The 18762-nt window shown below is 71.2% G+C and carries 18 protein-coding genes; 3 read left to right on the forward strand and 15 right to left on the reverse strand.

What is annotated here, in order from left to right:
• From VFE05_22975 to alr, 4 genes are all read right to left on the reverse strand, one after another.
• The coding region (locus tag VFE05_22975; GenBank protein HET6232959.1) for a response regulator at positions 1-829 on the reverse strand (829 nt) is incomplete at its 3' end.
• A complete protein-coding gene (locus VFE05_22980) occupies positions 826-2016 on the reverse strand; it encodes a hypothetical protein (protein HET6232960.1) in 1191 nt (396 codons plus the stop codon). The genes VFE05_22980 and VFE05_22975, both read right to left, overlap by 4 nt.
• Complete coding sequence (locus tag VFE05_22985; GenBank protein HET6232961.1) at positions 2013-3290, reverse strand: hypothetical protein; 1278 nt, start codon at positions 3288-3290, stop codon at positions 2013-2015. The genes VFE05_22980 and VFE05_22985 overlap by 4 nt, the downstream gene beginning before the upstream one ends.
• 61 nt (positions 3291-3351) lie before the next feature.
• Entirely contained in the window at positions 3352-4515 is a 1164-nt protein-coding gene (alr, locus tag VFE05_22990; GenBank protein HET6232962.1) for an alanine racemase, read from the reverse strand.
• A gap of 23 nt (positions 4516-4538) precedes the next feature.
• Between alr and mazG the strand changes: the two genes are divergently transcribed.
• The 3 genes from mazG to VFE05_23005 all read left to right on the forward strand — a co-directional run bounded on the left by mazG (position 4539) and on the right by VFE05_23005 (position 7823).
• The gene (gene mazG, locus VFE05_22995) at positions 4539-5372 is read left to right on the forward strand and encodes a nucleoside triphosphate pyrophosphohydrolase (GenBank protein ID HET6232963.1); all 834 of its coding nucleotides are present in this window, start codon (positions 4539-4541) and stop codon (positions 5370-5372) included.
• 346 nt (positions 5373-5718) lie between these two features.
• Positions 5719-7200, forward strand: a complete 1482-nt coding sequence (locus VFE05_23000) for an ATP-binding protein (protein HET6232964.1) — start codon at positions 5719-5721, stop codon at positions 7198-7200.
• Positions 7201-7226: 26 nt separating this feature from the next.
• Positions 7227-7823 carry a hypothetical protein gene (locus VFE05_23005; protein HET6232965.1) on the forward strand — a complete coding sequence of 199 codons (597 nt, stop codon included), beginning with the start codon at positions 7227-7229 and terminating at the stop codon, positions 7821-7823.
• Positions 7824-8116: 293 nt separating this feature from the next.
• On the opposite strand, the gene recG is transcribed toward VFE05_23005, so the two are convergent.
• From recG to VFE05_23060, 11 genes are all read right to left on the reverse strand, one after another.
• The gene (gene recG, locus VFE05_23010) at positions 8117-10204 is read right to left on the reverse strand and encodes an ATP-dependent DNA helicase RecG (GenBank protein ID HET6232966.1); all 2088 of its coding nucleotides are present in this window, start codon (positions 10202-10204) and stop codon (positions 8117-8119) included.
• A 129-nt stretch (positions 10205-10333) separates the two neighbouring features.
• Positions 10334-11263, reverse strand: a complete 930-nt coding sequence (ftsY, locus tag VFE05_23015) for a signal recognition particle-docking protein FtsY (protein ID HET6232967.1) — start codon at positions 11261-11263, stop codon at positions 10334-10336.
• Between the two features lie 283 nt (positions 11264-11546).
• Complete coding sequence (locus VFE05_23020) at positions 11547-12164, reverse strand: superoxide dismutase (GenBank protein HET6232968.1); 618 nt, start codon at positions 12162-12164, stop codon at positions 11547-11549.
• Between the two features lie 250 nt (positions 12165-12414).
• Positions 12415-13230 carry a VIT domain-containing protein gene (locus VFE05_23025; GenBank protein ID HET6232969.1) on the reverse strand — a complete coding sequence of 272 codons (816 nt, stop codon included), beginning with the start codon at positions 13228-13230 and terminating at the stop codon, positions 12415-12417.
• Positions 13231-13325: 95 nt separating this feature from the next.
• Positions 13326-13685: a hypothetical protein gene (locus tag VFE05_23030; GenBank protein HET6232970.1), complete on the reverse strand. Its 360-nt coding sequence runs from the start codon at positions 13683-13685 to the stop codon at positions 13326-13328.
• 13 nt (positions 13686-13698) lie between these two features.
• On the reverse strand, positions 13699-14415 hold the full coding sequence (gene ccsA, locus VFE05_23035) for a cytochrome c biogenesis protein CcsA (protein ID HET6232971.1): 717 nt from the start codon (positions 14413-14415) through the stop codon (positions 13699-13701).
• Between the two features lie 5 nt (positions 14416-14420).
• Complete coding sequence (locus tag VFE05_23040; protein HET6232972.1) at positions 14421-15095, reverse strand: heme exporter protein CcmB; 675 nt, start codon at positions 15093-15095, stop codon at positions 14421-14423.
• Positions 15095-15832 carry a heme ABC exporter ATP-binding protein CcmA gene (ccmA, locus tag VFE05_23045; protein HET6232973.1) on the reverse strand — a complete coding sequence of 246 codons (738 nt, stop codon included), beginning with the start codon at positions 15830-15832 and terminating at the stop codon, positions 15095-15097. The genes VFE05_23040 and ccmA overlap by 1 nt, the downstream gene beginning before the upstream one ends.
• On the reverse strand, positions 15829-16254 hold the full coding sequence (locus tag VFE05_23050) for a zinc ribbon domain-containing protein (GenBank protein HET6232974.1): 426 nt from the start codon (positions 16252-16254) through the stop codon (positions 15829-15831). Before VFE05_23050 ends, ccmA begins: the two co-directional genes overlap by 4 nt.
• Positions 16251-16760 (reverse strand): cytochrome c-type biogenesis protein CcmH, encoded by a 510-nt coding sequence (locus VFE05_23055; GenBank protein HET6232975.1) that lies wholly within the window; start codon positions 16758-16760, stop codon positions 16251-16253. Before VFE05_23055 ends, VFE05_23050 begins: the two co-directional genes overlap by 4 nt.
• Positions 16760-18762, reverse strand: a 2003-nt coding sequence (locus tag VFE05_23060; protein ID HET6232976.1) for a heme lyase CcmF/NrfE family subunit, incomplete at its 5' end; no start/stop codon positions are given. The genes VFE05_23055 and VFE05_23060, both read right to left, overlap by 1 nt.

The raw sequence follows: 18762 nt of genomic DNA on the forward strand, positions 1-18762 counted from the left end.
CGTTGCCCACGAGGTTGGCGAGGACGCGCCGAAGCAGGGCTCCGTCCGCGTGCACGGCCAAGTCCGGCTCCGCATCTACCGACACGCTGGACCCGGCCTGCTCGGCGCGCACGGCCCACTGCGCCGCCGTCTCGTCCAGCAGCGCGCGCACGGGCACGTCTCGCGGCTCCAGGTGCAGCCGCGACTCTTCCAGGCGTGAGAGGTCGAGCAGGTTGTCGATGAGGAGGAGCACGTCGGCGCCGCGCTGGTGCGCGTCGGCGAAAAGGCGCTGCTGCGGCTCGGTGAGGACGCCCAGGTCGCCGTCGACCGCCATCTCCAGCGTGCCCAGCATGGCCGAGAGGGGGGACTTGAGGTCGTGCACGACCATGCGCGTCAGGTCGTCGCGCAGCTCCTCCAGCTCGCGCAGCTTGCGGTACTGGCGGTCGAGCTGGTCGTTGGCCGCCTTGAGCCGCAGCAGGGAGCGGACGCGGGCGACCAGGATGGAGCGGTTGAAGGGCTTGGTGAGGAAGTCGTCGCCCCCCGCCTCGATCGCCTCCACCTTGTCCTCGCTGTCCGACAGCGCGGTGACGAAGACGACGGGGATGCCGGACGTGGCGGGGTCCGCCTTGAGCCGGCGGCACACCTCGTAGCCGTTCATCCCCGGCATCATCACGTCCAGCAGGACGAGGTCGGGCTTGCGCTCGCGGGCGGCGAGCAGCGCCGCCTCGCCGCCCAGGGCGCCGGCGACGCGGTAGTCCAGCGCCTCCAGCAGGTCGCAGAGCAGCTCGACGTTGATGGGGTCGTCGTCTACGACCAGCAGGAGGGGGGAATCGGCTGCCGCCGCGCTCACCGCCCCAGCAGGGTCAGGGAGAGGGAGAGCCGCCAGTACGACTCGTCGAACGCTGCGCCCGCGGCGCGCTTGCCGCGCTCGCCCGTGAAGTCCACCAGCGCGGCGCCCCCCGCCAGGCGCGCGCCCAGCCCGGCGCTCAGCGCCTTCTCGGTGGGGAACTCGCCGGCGGTGGTCGCCGTGCCCCAGGCGAAGGGAAGCTCCGTCCAGCGTCCGCCAACCCGCAGCGGCAGGTTGCGCCCGCCCAGCGAGAAGCCGCCGAACTCCACGCCCGCCGAGGCGCTGCGCAGGTCGCGCGCACCGCCGGACGCCACCAGCGCGTCACTCGCCTTGGACCACTGCATCCACCGCCCGGCCACGGCCAGGGTAGTGTTGGGCGCCACGCGCCCGCTGGCGCCGAGGTCGACCGCGATGGGGCGCGGGTAGGTACGGTTCGCCGCCAGAGTGTCGGACCCTGCGTCGGCCCTGATGTGGCCTCCGCCCGCGACCGCGACCGAGAGGTTGACCGGCTCCACTGGGTTCCAGCGCACGCCGCCCGCGAAGCCCACGCCGCCGTACGACCAGTCGGTGCCGTACACCGTGGCCGCGAGCGTGCTGGCGCTGTCGGTGAAGGTGCGCGTCACGCTGTCGCGGGCCGAGCCGGTGAGCACGTCCACCGCGGCACCTACCGCGAGGCGGCTGCTCAGCAGGTAGCCGCCGCCCACGCGAAGCCGCGCCACGGCGCCGGCGGAGAGGAAGCGGTCCTTCACGCCCCGCGGCGTGCCGCCGATGAGCACGGTGTCGCTCGTCTCCGTCTGCCAGTGCTGGTCCAGGAACGAGCCGTAGCCCACCGAGCCCGCGAAGCGTCGGCCGATGGGGAAGACCGCGTGGATGAGCGGAAAGCGCGCCGTGGTGCCGGTGTTGCGGCCGGCGCTCGTCTCCGTACGGTAGAAGTCCGGCTGGAAAGCGATCACCAGCGCCGGAGCCGCGAGGCCGACGGTGCCGGCCGGGTTCACCAGCGAGAAGTTGGCGCCGGGCAGGCCCAGGCCGATGCCGCCCAGCGCCCGGGCGCGCGCGTCCATGGGCTCCAGCGAGTATCCCAGGCCGCGGCTGGCCAGGAGCGACTGCGCGCGGGCGCCCGACGGGGCGAGGACCGCGGCCGCGGCCGCCAGTGCGAGGGCGGGGCCCCGGAGAGTGCGTAGGTTCATCATGGCAGCTGGGGACGCGCGGGCAGGGTGTAGATGATGCGCAGGCGGGGCGTGGGCTCGAACCAGAGCACGCCGAAGGCGCCCGCGTCGGTCTGGCCCAGCAGGGCGTAGTCCCCGCTCAGCGAGTCTGTCGCCACACCCAGGCGGGCGAGGGTGGTGAGCGGCAGCGCGACCAGCGTGTCGCCGCGGTGGTAGACCACGCGGGTGGGCGTCAGCTCGGCGCCCAGCGGCGCGCGGAAGCCCAGCTCGGGCTGCTCCACGCCGCGCAGCACCAGCGCCACGCTGTCGAGCACCGCGAAGCCGGGGGGCGGGGCCACGGGGCGCAGGAGCAGCGCCACCTCGTTCAGCGTCACCTGGTTGAGCGGCAGCGTGCCGCAGCCGGTGCCGCCGCCCGCCGGGCAGGTCGAGACCTGCTGCGACAGGTCCAGGTGGAAGAGCGTTCGGGCCGAGGCGATGCCGCCCACCTCGAACACCGACGAGCTGCGCGGCGGTGCCTGCGGGTTGAAGACGTAGGTCTGGTCGCCCGTGGTGACGTTCTGCGCCACCAGCGTGTCTGGCGAGGCCGACGCCGGGTGCACGCCGGTGCGCAGCACGAAGCGCTGCAGCTGCACGCGCGTGCCCGGCTGGTCCGTGGCGATCAGCAGCCCGGGGAAGAGGCTGTCCGCCGCCATGCGCGCCACGGTCGCCGAGTCGATGGCGAAGACGAGCGAGTCGCCCGCGGCCGCCGGGTTCCAGGTGGCCCGCGCGATCACGCGTCCGCGGGTACCGCCCGGCTGCGTGAAGAGCGTGCGCACGCCGCTGGTGTCCGACGCCACCGTGTACGTGACCGTCGCGCGATTGAACCTCTGCCCCAGCTCGTACAGCGTGAAGTCGACCGGCCCGGCGTTGAACACCGACGCGGCCGAGTCGACGGCTGCCACCAGCGTGCCCTTGCCGTACGTGAAGAGCGTGTCGCTCTTCACGCTGCCCTGCGTGAACTGGACGTTGGTGGGGAAGCCGGCGAAGTGGAGCAGCGCGTTGGCATCGACCACGCCCTGGTACTTGTTCGCCACCACGAGCGAGGCGGGGAACTCCAGCGGGCGCGGGTAGCCGGCGAAGCTACCCAGCTCACGGACGATGCCGGCGCCGGGGAGCACCGTCTCGAGGGTGGTGGGCCGCTCGCCGCCGGGGAAGTGGTCGACGCCCCCGATGGTGGGCGACTTGTCGGTGCACGCCGCGGCGGCGAGCACCGGAAGCAGCGCGAAGAGCGCCCTGCGAAGACCGGAACGACGTTGCATCACGGATCCGAGCGAGAAGTGTCTGCGGGGCGCCCGCCTGTGGGCGCGCCCGGAAAGCTCTTTAGGGAGCGGGGTCCGCCGCGCCCGTGTAGACGCGGGGCAGGCGGGTTCCGAGGCCGGTGAGGACCTCGTACGAGATGGTGCCGCACCGGGCGGCGACCTCGTCTGCGGTGATCTCCTGGCCGCCGTCGGCGCCCACGAAGGTCGCCACGTCGCCCGGCTCCGCGCCGGGCACGGCGGTCAGGTCCAGCACCGTCACGTCCATCGAGATGCGCCCCACGATGGGGACGCGCCGTCCGCGGACGATCGCCTCGCCACCCGCCGTGGCCAGCGCGCGCCGCAGCCCGTCGCCGTAGCCGATGGCCGCGGTGCCCCACACCTCGGGGCCGAGCGCCGTGTGCGTGGCGCCGTAGCCGACCGTCGAGCCGGATGGCACCCGGCGGACGCGGGCCAGCCGGGCGCGCACTGCGGCCACTGCCTCGGGCGCCTCTCCGGGGCCTGCCCGGCCGCCGTACAGGAAGATGCCGGGCCGCACCAGGTCCAGCCCGTATCCCCCGCGCCGGATGGACGCCGCGCTGTTCGCGCTGTGCAGCAGCCGGCCGGTGCCGGAGGGCGCCGGGGGCAGCGCGGCAACCGCGGCCCGGAAGCGCGCCTCCTGCCCGTCCGTGGGCGCCAGGTCGGGCTCGTCCGCGGAGTGGAAGTGCGTAAAACACCCTTCCCAGGCCAAAAGGTCCGCCGCCGCCGCGGCCACGGGGCCGCCCCACTGCGCCGCTTCGTCCCACGGCAGGCCCGCGCGGCCCATGCCCGTGTCCACCTCCAGGTGGAAAGCCAGCGGCCGTCCCACGGACCGGGCCTCGGCGGCCCAGCGTGCGACGGCCTCCACGTCCGACAGCGCCGGGGTGAGCCCCACGCGCGCGGCGCGCGCGTACTCGCCGGGCGGCGGGGGGGCGCACACCAGCACGCGGCCCTGCCATCCCCCGGCCCGAAGCGCCTCGCCCTCGGCCACCGCGGCCACGCCGAAGCCCCACAGCTCGTGCGGGGCGAGCGCCTCCACGCAGGCGGGCACCACTGCGGCGGCGCCCAGGCCGTACGCATCGGCCTTGACCATGGGCACCAGGGCGGCGCCCGGCGCGGCGTCGCGCACCCGCAGGAGGTTGCGCCGGAGCGCGCCGAGGTCTACATCGACCCAGGCACGCGATCTGGATTCCGTTGACGAATTTGACACAAACCCGGTAGTATAGGCCCACCGTGCATACCACGCAACCCGAAACGCCCCCCGCGCCGCAGCCTTCCGGCGGCACCCTGGACCGCGCCCTGTCGCTGGTCGAGTTCCTCCGCGCCCACTGCCCGTGGGACGCCGCGCAGACCCCCGTCACCCTCCAGCAGTACCTCCTGGAGGAAGCGCACGAGGTGGTGGACGCCATCGCCGCGGGCGACGAGGCGGAGCTGCAAGGCGAGCTGGGGGACCTGCTCCTCAACCTCGCCTTCCAGGTCGTCCTCGCCGAGGAGCGCGGCGCCTTCGGGCGGGAGGACGTGACCGCGGGCCTCGAGCAAAAGATGCGCCGCCGCCACCCCCACCTCTACGGTATGGGCGAGCCCGAGCCGTGGGACGTGCTCAAGGCCCGCGAGCGTCCGGCAGACGCCCCGGCGGCGCCGCTCCTGGCCGGCCTGGCGAGCGGGATGGATCCGCTGCTGCGCGCCTTCCGCATCCAGCAGCGCGTGGCCGAGGTCGGCTTCGACTGGGACGACGCCCGCGGCGCGTGGGAGAAGGTGCGCGAGGAGGTGGGGGAGGTCGGGGCCGAGCTGGAGGGCGGGAACCGCGAGGAGCTGGAGGAGGAGCTGGGGGACATGCTCTTCGCGATGGTGAACCTCGTCCGCCTCGCCGGGACGGACCCGACGGCGGCGCTCTCACGCGCGAACGCCAAGTTCACGCGCCGGTTCAACGCGCTGGAGCGGATGGCGCCGGAGCGGGGAGTCGTGCTCGGTGACGCGCCCCTGGCGGAGCTGGATACGCTCTGGGACGAGGTGAAGGCGGCGGAGCGGGCGGGGAAGGCTAGGGCGGACGGGGCGGAGAGATCGTAGGCGGCGGCCGCGGCGAACCGTCTTTTCGACGAACCGGCAGCGACTGAGTAGGGATCAGAATCGACCGCGCAGGCTGGATTGAGTGAAAGCGGTAGGGTGAGTCTCCGCACGTCGTCAAACCTCGCTCCAGGCGGAGCGTGCGCCGGAGCGGGTGCGAGGGTATTATTCCGCTCTCGCGCCTCCGGGCGTGACTCCGTGGTACGCCCGCCCGTCCCTGCGACGCAGGCGGACGCCTCGCAACGCAACAGAACCGTTTCCGGCTCGGTTGAATGACCGTCGTCCCATCCGCAGCATCCGGTAGAGGAACCGCGCCGCGACCCGGCGCGCCACACGGCGGACGATCGCGATGAGCCTGAGGCTCCGAATCCTCCTTACGCTGCTGGCCATCACGGTCATCCTGGCGCTGCCCACCGCATACGGGCTGTCGGCGCTGCGCGAGCTGCGCGGGATCGCGCACGACCTGCGCACGCGTGACGCGGAGAGCTCGCTCGCGCTCGGCCGGCTGCAGACCGCGCTCAAGGAGGTCGAGAACTCCAACCGCATCTACGTGGCGGTGGGCTCCCAGACGCCCGATGCCGTGCGGATGGGCGCGGAGCTGGACGCGGGCATGGAGCGCGTGGAGCGGCAGCTGGACGTCCTCTCCCGCTCCGGCTACCGGGAGCCGACCGCCCAGGCGCGCGCGACGTGGAACGCCACCAAGCAGGCGGTCCGCCGGAACCAGGCGCAGGCGGATTCGGGCAGGTCCAACGAGGCGAGCGCCTTCCTCCGCAGCGGGGTGGACCCCGCGTTCGAGGAGATGGACCACTCGCTGGACCCCATCGGCCGCGCCATCAACACGAGCGGGGAGCAGCAGGTGCGGCGCGCGCAGCAGGCGGCCGACGGCGCGGCCACGCGCACGCTGGTAGCGTTCGCCACGGCGCTGCTGCTCACGGTGCTCATCGGCGGCTGGCTCGCACGGAGCCTGCTGCGGCCCATCGGCGAGCTGCGGCGGGGGATGACGACGGTCGCGCAGGGCGACTTCGACCCCGACGTGCGCATCCCCCTGAACCGCACCGACGAGCTGGGCGACCTTGCGCGCTCGTTCGACAGCATGACCACGCAGCTCACCGAGCTGGACCGGCTGAAGGCCGAGTTCGTCTCCGTGGCCTCGCACGAGATCAAGACGCCGCTGAGCGTGATCAAGGGCTACGTGGCGCTGCTCCTGGACGGCATCTACGGCGAGGTCACGGACCCGCAGCGGAAGACGCTGACGGCGGTGTCGGACCAGGCGGAGCGGCTGGCGAGGCTGGTGCACCGGCTGCTGGACGTGACGCGCTTCGAGGCCGGCGGCGGGCGCCTGGAGCTCCGCGAGATCGAGCCGCGCGGCTTCCTGTCGGAGCTGACCGACGGCTTCGAGGTGCTGGCGTACCAGAACCAGATCGACTTCGTGGTCGAGGTCGCGCCCGACGTGCCGCAATCCATCGTCGCCGATCCGGAGCGCGTGAACGAGGTGCTTGGCAACCTGCTCAGCAACGCGTTCAAGTTCACGCCCAAGGGCGGAAAGATCTTCCTGCGTGCGGCGGCGGAGCGCGGCGGGATGGCGGTGGAGGTGGAGGACACCGGCGTGGGCATCCCCGCAGACAAGCTGCCCAAGATCTTCGAGAAGTTCTTCCAGGTGGAGAACGACGCGCAGCCGCGCTCGGTGGGATCGGGGCTGGGGCTGGCGATCGCGCACGAGATCGTGGAGGCACATGGCGGCACGATCAGTGCGGACAGCGAGGTAGGAAAGGGCACGCGTTTCCGCGTGTTCCTGCCCGCCCGCCCGCCCGCGGGCACGGCGCAGTCCTGAGCCCGGTCCGCACCCGCCCGATGCCGATGCCGTCGAAGCACGTCCGCACGCTGCTCCTCTCCCTCGTCCTGCTCCCCGCGTGCGCCAGCCTGCACCGCGGTCCCGGCGCCGGCCAGCGCGCGCAGCTCTGGCGCGACGCGCACAACGCCTTCTACGCGGACAGCTTCCGCGTGGCGACGGTCGCCTTCCAGACGCTCGCGACCCAATACCCCACAACGCCCGAGGGGCGTGAGGCGCGCTTCTACCTGGCCGCGCTGCACCTGGACCCGCGCAACACTACCGCGTTCGACCCGCACGCGAGCGAGACGGACCTGGCGGCGTACCTCGCGCAGGACTCGCTGAACCAGGGGCTCATCGGCCACCGGCCGGAGGCCACGTCCATGCTGCGGCTCGCGCGCGAGGTGCAGCGCCCGTGCGAGGAGCGCGTGGGGCCATTGCGGTGCGAGACGCGGGTGGTGGAGCGGCGTGTTCCGGGGCAGACGGGCGGCACCGCCCCGAACGGCGCCTCGGCCGCGACGGTGGAGCGGCTCCAGGCGATGATCGCCGACCGCGACGAGCAGATCCAGCGGCTCAATGCCGAGCTGAACCGCATCCGGGCCACGCTGGTGCCGCGAAGGCCGTAAGAGCAGGTTGGGAGTACACCGGCAGGAAGAAGCAGAACCGCCGCTCCGGGAGATTCGGGGCGGCGGTTTTTTGCCCTCACCCGGCGGCCTGAGAGCCGCCACCCTCTCCCACAACCGCGTGGGAGAGGGGACGTACTGCTCGGGGGTGTCGCGGGATTGGCGGACTGGCGCGATCAAGCGTGGTGCGCAGTCTTCACGAGGGATGCGCCCGCCAGAGTGCTGTTGGGGTTAGTCCCCGCAGGGGGACTTTGCGCGGTTGTTGCCGCGACTTCAGTCGCCCGTCTCTCGCCAGCTCAGCCGACGTGAAAGAGTCGGGCGCGTTCGCCGTAGCGGGCTTCCAGGGCGGCGCGAATGCGGGGGTGGCGTGCAAGCGTGGGGTCCTGCTCCACGATGCGGCGCGCCTCGCCGCGGGCGGTGTCGAGCAGGCCCGCGTCCTTCTCCAGGTCCGCGAAACGGAAGCTGGGGAGACCGGACTGGCGGGAGCCGAACAGGTCGCCCACGCCGCGCAGGTGCATGTCGGCCTCCGCGATCTTGAAGCCGTCCTCCGTGCCGGCGAAGATGCGCAGGCGTTCGCGCGCCTCGGGGCCGGACGTGAGCAGGATGCAGAAGCTCTCCTCCGCGCCGCGGCCCACGCGCCCCCGAAGCTGGTGAAGCTGCGAGAGGCCGAAGCGATCGGCGTGCTCGATCACCATCACCGTGGCGTTGGCAACGTCGATTCCCACCTCGATAACCGTGGTGGAGACGAGCACGTCGATCGCGCCCGCGGCGAAGGCGCGCATCACGCGGTCCTTCTCATCGCCCGGCATCTGCCCGTGTACCATCCCCAGGCGCAGGTCGGGGAAGACGTCGGCGCGCAGCCGCTCGAACTCCTCCGTGGCGGACTTCAGCTCCACCTTCTCGGACTCTTCCACCAGCGGGTAGACGAGGTACGCCTGGCGTCCCTTCTCCACCTGCTCGCGGATGAAGCCCAGCACCTTGGGCAGCGCGGACGCGTCACGGAGCGCGGTGCGCACCGGCTGGCGTCCCGGCGGGCGCTCGTCGAGGACTGAGACGTCCAGGTCGCCGTACAGCGTGAGCGCCAGCGAACGAGGGATGGGCGTGGCCGACATCACCAGCACGTCCGCGTTCTCCCCCATCTCCGTTAGCGCCATCCGCTGCTTCACCCCGAAGCGGTGCTGCTCGTCGACGACCACGAGGCCCAGGCGGTCGAACTCCACGCCTTCCTGGATGAGGGCGTGCGTCCCGACCGCGATCCCCGCTCCGCCGGACGCGATGCGGTACACGGCCTCGCGCCACTGGCGGGTGCCGAGGCGGCCGGTGAGCAGGGTCACGCCCACCGGCAGTTCGCCCAGAAGCTTGGTCAGCGTGCGCGCGTGCTGCTCCGCCAGGATCTCGGTGGGCGCCATCAGCGCGGCCTGGTACCCGTTCTCCACCGCGCGCAGCATGGCGAAGAGCGCGACCACCGTCTTGCCCGAGCCGACATCGCCCTGCACGAGGCGGTTCATGCGCCGCGCCGACGCCATGTCCTCGCCGATCTCCTTCAGCACCCGCTTCTGCGCGTCCGTCAGCGTGAAAGGAAGGTTCGCGTAGAACGGCCGCACGAAGTGGTCGCGCCGTTCGAAGGCGATGCCCGGCCGCTCGGCGGTGGCGTGATGGCGGGAGAGGGCGTGCAGCAGCTGGAGGAAGAAAAGCTCCTCGAACGCGAGCCTCTGCCTGCCCCGCTCCGCCTCGGCGAGGGACGAGGGGCGGTGCATGGCGTCGAGCGCGCGGCCGAGCGGGAAGATGCCGCCCAGCCGGTCGCGCATCTCGTTGTCGAACGGGTCTTCCTCGACGACGGAGGTGAGCAGGTCGTCCAGGTTCTCGGCCAGGATGGTGCGCACCTGGCGATGCGTGAGCCCTTCCGTGGCGGGATAGACGGGAAAGATCGTCCCCTCCTCCTCCGACGCCGTCTCGCCCTCGCGTGCCATCAGAGTGAACTCGCGCGGCTGGAGCTGGCGGCCGTGGTAGAAGCGCACAGGGCCGCGCAGGAGCAGCAGGTCGCCCTTCTTCATGCTGCGGTCCAGGTACGGCTGCCCCGGCCAGGAGCACTCGATCAGCCCGCTGGAATCGCGCACGACCGCCTGGAAGATGCGCAGCCCCTTGCGCGTGGGCAGCACGCCCTTGGACACGACGCGGCCGATCACCGAGGCCTCCATGCCCGGCTCCACGGCGACGATCTTCTGGATGGTGGACGCGTCTTCGTAGCGGTGGGGGACGTGGTACAGCACGTCGCGCGCGGTGAGCAGCCCCAGCTTCTGGAGCAGCTCGCCGCGCTTGGGGCCCACGCCCTTGAGGAACTGGGCGGGGCGGTCCAGGTCGGAATAGGGGATCACGGAAGCCATGTGCAGCTCTGGATCATGGGCGCCGTGCGGTGCAGCGGGTTGAGAAGATGGAGAGCCGCCGCGGATTCCTGGCGGTGAGCTCCCCGTCCACTTACATACCGAAAATATACCGAAACTGCACTCGTCGCGCTAGGCGGTCAGCACTTCCTCCGCGAAGGCGTCGATCTCGAACGGAACGAGGTCGTCGATGGTCTCGCCGACGCCGACAAACTTCACCGGAACGTTGAACTCCTCCTTCAGCGCGACGACGATGCCGCCCTTCGCGGTGCCGTCCATCTTCGTGAGCACGATGCCGGTGAGCGGCATCTCACTGCCGAAGGTGCGGAGCTGCGCCATCGCGTTCTGGCCCACGGTGCTGTCCAGGACGATCAGCGTCTCGTGCGGGGCGCCGGGAAGGCGCTTCGCGAGCACGCGATAGACCTTCTCCAGCTCCTTCATCAGGTCGGTTTGCGTGTGCAGGCGCCCCGCCGTGTCGATGATGACGACGTCGCTTCCCAGGCGCTCGGCCGTGTCCAGCGCGTCGAAGGCGACGGCGGCCGGGTCGCGGCCGGGCTCGCTGCCCACGAAGTCGCAGCCCACGCGCTCGGACCAGCGCCGAAGCTGCTCGATGGCGCCCGCACGGAACGTATCTCCCGCGGCGATGAGCACGCTGCGCCCCTGCTTCTTCATGCGGTGCGCGAGCTTGCCGATGGTAGTGGTCTTCCCCACCCCGTTCACGCCGATGACGAGGATGACGGTGGGGCCGCCCTCGAAGTTCATCCGTAGCGCCGTGTCCTTGCGGCCGGCGGAGAGGATGGCGGCGATCTCCTCGCGCACGGCGCGCAGGTAGTCGCGCTGGGTCTTCGCTACACCGCGCGAGGCGAGGTCTTCGACGACCTGCACCAGGCGCAGCGTGGCCGGCACGCCGAAGTCTGCGGCGATCAGCGTCTCTTCCAGGCCCTCCAGCGAGCCCTCGTCCATCCCCTTCACCAGCACCGAGACGTCGGTCAGCGCGACGTCGACGATGCGGTCCCACAGGGACTTCTTCGTCTCGTCCTTCCGGCGGAACAAGCGGGCCATGTCTGTCAGTCCACGGGTATGCGAAAGCCTTCTCCCCACCGCCGTTGCGGCGGGAGCGGCGAGTCGTCCGTTCAGCGCGCGCCGGGCCCGGCGCATCCATCGTTCGGGCAGGAAGTATACACCGCACGGCCGTTTCCGCCCACCCTCGCCCATCGTCCGCAGGTCGGGGCCGCGGGAGATGGGCATCCGCCGACGACGTGGGAGGCCGTTCATCTCCCGAAACGGCCCGCCCCCAACCGCGCGGGGCGGATGGGGGCGGGCACGACGGCGGATGCCGGGCTGGTTACTTTGCGGCCTCGTAGCGGCGCGAGACCTCGTCCCAGTTCACCACGTTCCAGAAGGCGGCGATGTAGTCGGGGCGCCGGTTCTGGTAGTTCAGGTAGTAGGCGTGCTCCCACACGTCCAGCCCCAGGACGGGCGTCTGGCCGTTCATGAGCGGCGAGTCCTGGTTCGCCGTGTCGGTGATCTGCAGCTTGCCGCCGTCGCCCGCCACCAGCCACGCCCACCCGCTGCCGAAGCGGCCCTTGCCGGCGTTGGCGAACTGGTCCTGGAACTGCGCGAAGCCGCCGAAGGTGGTGTTGATCGCGTCGGCGATGGCGCCGGTGGGCTGCCCGCTGCCGTTGGGGCCGAGGACCTTCCAGAACAGCGAGTGGTTGGCGTGGCCGCCACCGTTGTTGCGCACCGCCGTCTTGATGTCTTCCGGCACGCTGGCGAAGTTGCGCATCAGCGCGTCGATATCGTCGCCCGCCTGGAACTCGGGGTGCTTCTCGAGCGCCGCATTCAGGTTGGTGACATACGTGGCGTGGTGCTTGTCGTGGTGGATCTCCATCGTACGCGCGTCGATGTGCGGCTCCAGCGCGCCGAAATCGTAAGGCAGGGGGGGAAGCGTAAACGCCGCCATCAGGCACCTCCAGAGGGGTGGAAAGTAGGCACTTCTGCAAGCCGGCCCGGGCCGCCGGAGAAGCCCGTGTACAAGCCCAGACGGTTGAGCAATAGCCGGGCCGGAGCGCATCCGTCCCGCACGGTGTGAAACTAAGCCGCGCCGTATGTTTCGCTACCGCCTGCGCGTTCCGCCGGAAGATCCCACTCCAGAAATTCGTCGGCCGGACTCTGGCGTCGAGGGGCTCTGCGCTCCGCGGGACGGAACGGATTCAGGAGCGGCCGGGGATCGGCGGCTCGGCCGGTCCGCTCTGTTCCAACGGTGTGTATTCGAGGCGGAAGTCGCGTGCGGCGGCTTCGGCGCCAGCCGTGAGGGTGACCACCTTCACGCGGCGTGAGGGGACGCCGGTGTAGCCGCAGCGAGCGGCGGGCGGACAGCGGCCCATCTCCGTTCCCGCCCGCACCTCCACGGCATGGCTGGGCGAAGAGATGCTGCGGAAGCCGTGCGCCGTCGTGACCTGTGCGGTGAGCGCGAAATGGGTGAACGGCACCTCGCTGGCACCTGCGAGGAGCGGGTAGTCGTAGCCGCGCGCCCCCGCCTCTCCATGCGGAGGCTGCGTGTAGCCGAGCTTGAGGCTCACGCTTCCGTGTGCCGGGATGGAGGGGATGCGCACGTGTACCACGTTCCGCCCCCGATACGCTCGCAGCGGCGATCCTCGGCTCGCACGAACGATGGAGTCCAACATCCGCCGCGACTCGCCGGGCGTACTCCACTCGCCGTACTGCTTCAGCTCGGTTCCATCGAAGACGGAGGCGCCGGTTACGGTTGCGTCGTCGGGCAGCGGGAAGAAGAACGCGCCGTCGATCTCCCCGCCCGTCGGGTTGTGGAAGCGATGGTTGACGTACGTAGTGGATCCATCGCTCTTCACATCTGCCGACACCAGGACCGAGTCTCCGAGCAGGATACGCGGCAGCGCCTGCGCGGCCGGACATGCCCCCGTGCAGCGGACGGGAACCGCGATCCCCTGCGCGTCTGCATGCACGGCAGGGGCGAGGACGACCAGCGCGAGCAGCGGCAGCGAGCGCATGGGAGGCAGGGTGCGAAGGTGACGAAAGCCCGCCGAGCGTCTTTGCGCCGGCGGGCTTTCAAGATACTGCCATCACGTGGGTGCTGCGCGGACGGTCAGACAGGCCCAGCGCCGCGGCTCACGGAGTCCAGATCGCGCTCCACGCGCGCCCAGCGGCGGGCGATGGAGACGACGTAGCCGAAGAGGAGCAGCCAGGCCAGCGTGAACGCGATCCACACGTGCCAGTAGGCCCGCAGCGTCCGCGGCGGCGCGGGCTCCGAAGGCAGGCCGTTGGACGCGGTGGATGGCACCTGCGCGGCGGCGGCGTTCGATGGGCCGTTCTCCTGCGATGCGGGCGGCGCGGCGGGCACGGCAGCGGTGGCGGCCTCGCCCGCGGGCATCTGCTGCGCGGCGGCGGGCGCGCCGAGCGCGAGGACGCCCGCGAGAGCGAGGACGGCAAATCTATGCGAACGCATCGGCGGCGAAGTCTCAGGAAGCGGAAGCGGGACGGCCGAAGCCGGCGCGGTGCATCTCCAGTCGTGCCCTCGCCACTTCCAGCCCGTAGCGGAAGAGGAGCAGCGAGAAGAACAGCAGCGTGAAGGCGAGCAGCGACACGAGCAGCGTCTGCACGATGGCGGGGTCGGCCTGCGCACCTTCGGGACGCATGATCACGGGCTTGGGGTGCTGCGAGCGGAACCACTGGACGCTCAGGTGGATGAGCGGGATGTCCACCGCGCCCACGATCCCCAGCACCGCGCCGAAGCGCTTGCCACGCTCCGGGCTCTCCGTCGCGCCCCGCAGCATGAAGTAGCCCACGTAGATGAACCACAGCAGCAGCGTAAGCGTGAGCCGCGGCTCCCACACCCACCACGCGCCCCACGCGATGCGGCCCCACAGCGGCCCTGTGAGCAGCACGATGGTGGTGAAGATCGTCCCCAGCTCCGCCGCGCTCACGGCGATGGCGTCCAGGCGCTCGTCCTTGAGCCACAGGTAACCGACCGAGCAGAGCGCGACGATGCCGAACGCCAGGAACGCGACCCAGGCGGACGGGACGTGAAAGTAGAAGATGCGCTGCACCACGCCCATCGTCGTCTCGGTGGGCGCGTAGAAGAAGATCATCCGCAATGCGAACAGCAGAGACGCGGCGGCCAGGAGGCCAAGCCCCACTGCCCACGTCCGCGTGCCCCGCATCGAGTCTTGCTCCATCTCTCTCACTCTTCGAGCACGGAGCCGAACACGGCCGTGCACACCACCAGGTAGATGAGGTCGAAGGCGCCGAGCATCTTGAAGCTCGACATCACCTCGGCCGCGGGACGGCCCACGAGCAGCCGCTGCGTGGCCGAGGCGGCGAAGATCACCACCGGCAGCAGCAGCGGGAGCAGCAGGATGGGCAGCAGCGTGTCGCCCAGCCGCGTGTGCGTGGAGACGGCGGCGAACAGCGTCCCCAGCAGGATGAAGCCGAACGTCGCAAGGGCCATAATCGCCGCAAGCGCGCCGAGCGAGCCCAGGAAGTCCAGCCCGAAGAAGAGCGCGTAGACGGGGAGGATGACCAGCTCCACCGCCAGCACGATCAGCAGGTTGGCGGCGAACTTCCCCAGGAACAGCGCGCCCCGGTCCACCGGCGCGAGGAGCAGCCCGGCCAGCGCGTCCTGCTCGCGCTCCAGCGCGAACGAGCGGCCCAGGCCCAGCGTGCCCGCGAAGAGGATGGTGATCCACACCATCGCCCCGGCGATGCTGCGCGCGCGCACCGTGGGGTCCAGCGCGAACGAGAAGACGACGGCGACGAGCACGGCGAAGGTGGCCATGGAGACCACGCGCTCGCGCGAGCGCATCTCCAGCACCAGGTCCTTGCGTGCGACGGCGACGGCCTGGGCGACGAAGCCCATCAGACGGCCGCCGCCACGCGCTCGGTGTACACGCGCTCGAAGCGCGACGCGTCCACCGCGGCACGCGGCTCGTCGGACACCCATCGTCCGCCGACCTGCACCACCACGCGGTCCGCCAGCTCCAGCCCCTGCGACAGGTTGTGCGTCACGAGCACGACGGTGTGGCCGCCGCGCAGGCGCTCCAGCGTGCCGCGCAGCATGGCCGCCGCGTGCGGATCCAGCCCCGTGTACGGCTCGTCGAGGAAAACGACTTCCGGGTCGTGCAGCAGCGTGCGGGCGAGCGCCAGGCGCTGCTGCATCCCCCGCGAGAAGGTGCGCACGCGGTCGTCGCGGCGGTCCGCGAGCCCCACGTCCTCCAGCGCGCGGGCGACCAGCGCCTTGCGGTCGGGCAGGGCGTACAGGCGCGCGTAGAAGTCCAGGTTCTCGGCGGCGGAGAGGCCGCCGTACAGGAAGGTCTGGTGCGACAGCAAGCCGATGCGGCGCCGCCACCCGTCGTCCGCCCCTGCGATGGGCTCGCCGGCCACCAGCACCTCGCCGCGGGTGGGCTGCACCGCGCCGCACAGCATGCGCAGCAGCGTGGTCTTCCCCGCCCCGTTGGGCCCGAAGATGGTGAGGAACTCGCCCCGCGCCAGACGGAAGTCGACGCCGCGCACCGCGTGCAGCGGCCCGTACCGCTTCTCCACCTGCCGCGCCTCCACCGCCGGGGCCGCCCCGGGGGCGGAGTGGGGCTGCGTCACCTCAGGCGCACCCCGCAGCCGGCGCAGAAGCGGCTCCCGACGGGGTTCACGAAGCCGCAGGAATGCCGCCCCGCTTGGACCGCGAGCACGGCGTCGATCCGCGACGGCCGAACCTTCGTGCCGCGCGCCGCATCGCCGTCCCACTTCGCCTCCACGGCCTCGGCCGCGCGGATGGCCTGCATGGCCTCGCGCGAGAGGAGGTCGCGCTGGCTGCGGTAGTCCGCATCGTCCAGCTTGCCCGCCAGGAAGTCGTACTCCAGCTCCTTGAGCGACGCGAGAGTGACCCGCTTCCGCGCCTCCGCGTCCAGCACGGCGCCCGGCGCGGCGTCCGCCACAAGCGCGGTGCGGCGCGCCAGGATGGGGCCGATCACGTACAGCGCGGCGGCCCCGGCCAGCGCGGCGGCGAGCAGCATCAGCGTCACGCGCCCACCTCCTCCGCCCGCTCGAACTGCCGCAGCTCCGCCTCCAGCTCGGCGCGGTCCTCCGCCGTCAGCGGCGCCGCCGCGGGGGCGATCGTGTTGCCGCGGCGCCGCATCGCTCGCATGAAGGCGATCAGCGCGCCGGCGCCGATGAGAAGCACGAAGGGCGGCGCGATCCAGGCCAGCAAGCCGGTGCCGGACTTCTTGGGGACGATGCGCATCTGCTCGCCGCGGCGGGCGATCACGCCTTCCACGATCTCGTCCGCCGTCTTCCCCGTGCCCGCCTCCATCAGCACCGTGTCGCGCAGCGCCTCGGCCTGCGCGCTGGGGCACATGTCCAGCGTGTGGCCCGGCGTAACCGGCGAGCGGAGCTGCGACATCGCCTGCCACGCCACGTCATGCGAGTGGTCGGTATCCCGCGCATCGGCCGTGGACGGCTTCGCCTGCGCGTGAATGGGGGATGCGACGAGGAGAAGAAGCGCGGGGAGTATCCGGTAGATGCGCATCATCAGACCTCCACCAGCTCGCGCTCGCGTCCGGCAGGGCGCGCTTCGACCACGCGGCGCACGGGGGCGCGGCGGGGCGCTTCGGCCGACGGCCAGAGGGCGATGAGGGTGCCGATGGCCATGATGAGCCCGCCAAGCCAGATCCACGGCACCAGCGGGTTCACCAGCACGCGGAACGTGGCGACGGGCTGCGGGTTGGTGCCCTGCATGAAGCCGTCGGCGTCGTCCACGCCGGCGAGGATCAGGTACAGGTCCTCGTTCCAGGCGCGGCGGATTCCGACCTCGGACGTCACCTCTTCCCGCTGCTTGTACGAGCGCTTCTCCGCCGCGAGGGTGCCGGCGCGCCGCCCGTCGATCCGCACGTCCATCGACGCCACCAGCTTGGTCATGTTGGTGGCGGGATACCACGACATGTCCTGGTACGTGAGCCGGTACGTGTGCCCGAACGGCGAGGGGATGCTCACGCTCTGCCCGGGGCTCAGCGCGATCTCGCGCTCGGCGTTGAACGCCTTGCCCGCCAGCCCGCAGAAGCAGACCACCAGCCCGGCGTGCACGATGTAGCCGCCGTACCGCCGCCGGTTGCGCTCCACGAGGTGGACGAGCGCGACGAAGCGCCCCTCGCCCTCGATGCTGGCGCGGGCGCGTGTGCCCTTCCAGAACTCCACCACGATCGTCGTCATCGTGAACGTCGCCAGCGCGAAAGTGGCGATCGCGTACGGCAGCCGCATCCCCGCCGCGACCAGAACGCCGACGGTGACGAGGCAGACGGAGCCGGGCAGCACGAAGTTGCGCTTGAGGTTGCGCGGAGTCGCCTTCCGCCAGGCGATGACGGGGCCGATGCCCAGCAGCGCGAGCAGGAGCAGGCCGATGGGGATGTTGACCCGGTTGAAGAAGGGCGGGCCCACGGTGATCTTGTGGCCGCTGATGCCCTCGGAGATGAGCGGGAACATGGTCCCCCACAGCACCGCGAACATCGCCGCGACGAAGAGGAGGTTGTTCATCAGGAACGCCGACTCGCGCGAGACGAACGACTCCAGCCGGCTCTCCGGCTGCAGCCGGTCGCGCCGCCACCACACCAGCCCCGCGCAGGCCACGATCATCACCGAGAGGAAGGCGAGGAAGGTGTACGCGATGGGCAGGTTCTGCGCGAACGAGTGGACCGATTCGATCAGCCCGCTGCGCGTGAGGAAGGTGGCGAAGATGCTCAGCAGGAAGGTGCCCAGGATGAGGAAGATGTTCCACACCTTCAGCATCCCCCGCTTCTCCTGGATCATAACCGAGTGCAGGAACGCGGTGCCGGTGAGCCACGGCAGCAGCGACGCGTTCTCCACCGGGTCCCAGAACCAGTAGCCGCCCCAGCCCAGCTCCACGTACGCCCACATCATCCCGAAGATGATGCCGATGGTGAGGAAGAACCACGCGACCAGCGTCCAGCGCCGCGTCGTGGTGATCCAGCGCGTGTCCAGCCGGCCCGAGAGCAGGGCGGAGACGGCGAAGGCGAAGGGGACGGTGAAGCAGGTGAAGCCCAGGTACAGCGCGGGCGGGTGGATGGTCATCCAGTAGTTCTGGAGCTGCGGGTTCAGCCCGCGGCCGTCGGCCGGGGTGAAGTCGAGCAGCTTGAACGGGTTGCTCTGGAAGACGACCACGAGCAGGAAGAAGCCGATCACGGTGAGCAGCGTGCCCGCCACGTACGGCATGAACTCGCGGTTGGCCCGGCGGTTCTGGAAGACGACCACGCACGAGAAGAGCGCCAGCAGCAGCGCCCAGAACACGAGCGAGCCCGTCTGCCCCGCCCACAGCCCGGTGACCTTGTAGAAGAAGGGCAGCTCGCGGTTGGAGTGCCCCGTCACGTACTCGTACTTGAACTCGTCGCGAAGGAAGGCGCTGATGATGGCGCCCGCCGCCGTGGCGATCAGGGCGAAGACGGCCAGCACCGAGCGCTCGGCGCTCAGCACCAGGTCGCCGCGGCCCGTGCGCCCGCCCACGAAGCCGAGGGTCGCCCCCC

This window comes from Longimicrobiaceae bacterium (assembly GCA_035696245.1).
In the GTDB taxonomy this organism is placed as follows: domain Bacteria; phylum Gemmatimonadota; class Gemmatimonadetes; order Longimicrobiales; family Longimicrobiaceae; genus DASRQW01.

Excerpts from the sequence above, each read along its gene's own strand:
- VFE05_23025 (HET6232969.1), bottom strand. The coding sequence starts at position 13,230 with ATGCGCTCGCTGCCGCTGCTCGCGCTGGTCGTCCTCGCCCCTGCCGTG.
- ftsY (HET6232967.1), bottom strand. The coding sequence starts at position 11,263 with ATGGCCCGCTTGTTCCGCCGGAAGGACGAGACGAAGAAGTCCCTGTGG.
- VFE05_23005 (HET6232965.1), top strand. The coding sequence starts at position 7,227 with ATGCCGTCGAAGCACGTCCGCACGCTGCTCCTCTCCCTCGTCCTGCTC.
- VFE05_23040 (HET6232972.1), bottom strand. The coding sequence starts at position 15,095 with ATGGGCTTCGTCGCCCAGGCCGTCGCCGTCGCACGCAAGGACCTGGTG.
- VFE05_22980 (HET6232960.1), bottom strand. The coding sequence starts at position 2,016 with ATGATGAACCTACGCACTCTCCGGGGCCCCGCCCTCGCACTGGCGGCC.
- VFE05_23030 (HET6232970.1), bottom strand. The coding sequence starts at position 13,685 with ATGCGTTCGCATAGATTTGCCGTCCTCGCTCTCGCGGGCGTCCTCGCG.
- VFE05_23000 (HET6232964.1), top strand. The coding sequence starts at position 5,719 with ATGAGCCTGAGGCTCCGAATCCTCCTTACGCTGCTGGCCATCACGGTC.
- VFE05_23020 (HET6232968.1), bottom strand. The coding sequence starts at position 12,164 with ATGGCGGCGTTTACGCTTCCCCCCCTGCCTTACGATTTCGGCGCGCTG.
- ccsA (HET6232971.1), bottom strand. The coding sequence starts at position 14,415 with ATGGAGCAAGACTCGATGCGGGGCACGCGGACGTGGGCAGTGGGGCTT.
- recG (HET6232966.1), bottom strand. The coding sequence starts at position 10,204 with ATGGCTTCCGTGATCCCCTATTCCGACCTGGACCGCCCCGCCCAGTTC.
- VFE05_22985 (HET6232961.1), bottom strand. The coding sequence starts at position 3,290 with ATGCAACGTCGTTCCGGTCTTCGCAGGGCGCTCTTCGCGCTGCTTCCG.
- VFE05_23055 (HET6232975.1), bottom strand. The coding sequence starts at position 16,760 with ATGATGCGCATCTACCGGATACTCCCCGCGCTTCTTCTCCTCGTCGCA.